Here is a 469-nt window from a genome sequence, read left to right on the forward strand (position 1 = left end):
GCCGAGACGCGCCTCGCGAGCGCATGTACCGCTTATCATCGCTACCAGCTCGACTGGCAGCCGCACGCGATCACCATCGGTGTGGATGGTCATGGGTATATGCGCGTCGTGGACGATCAGCCCGGTGGACATGCGGCGTGGCCGTTTACCGTGCCGTACCATTTGATCCTCAATCTGGCCGTGGGCGGGGATTGGGGTGGAGCGAAGGGGATCGACGATGCCGCGCTACCGCAGCGCATGTCGGTCGATTACGTGCGCTACTGGCCCGCGCGATGACGGCACCTTCGTTGAGCGTGCACCGCGTCGGGCGCGAGGCGCAGCCGGTGGTGGTGATCGACGATTTTACGGCTGATCCTGACGCGTTGCGCGCGGTTGCGCTTGCATCGACCTTCGGCCCCGCCGTGGAGCATTATCCGGGGATCCGCGCAGCTCTCCCCAAGGCATATCTCCCCGCGCAACTGGCGGTCCT

The 469-nt window shown here is 65.5% G+C and carries 2 protein-coding genes; both read left to right on the top strand.

The window, feature by feature from the left end; genetic code table 11:
* Positions 1 to 276 (top strand): glycoside hydrolase family 16 protein (locus tag AACY45_RS28355; RefSeq protein ID WP_339548783.1); only part of this gene is annotated, 276 nt, incomplete at its 5' end.
* 17 nt (positions 277 to 293) lie between these two features.
* Positions 294 to 469 (top strand): DUF6445 family protein (locus AACY45_RS28360; RefSeq protein ID WP_339548784.1); only part of this gene is annotated, 176 nt, incomplete at its 3' end.

The organism is Pseudomonas sp. RA_35y_Pfl2_P32, from assembly GCF_963970735.1.
Classification (GTDB): Bacteria; Pseudomonadota; Gammaproteobacteria; order Pseudomonadales; family Pseudomonadaceae; genus Aquipseudomonas.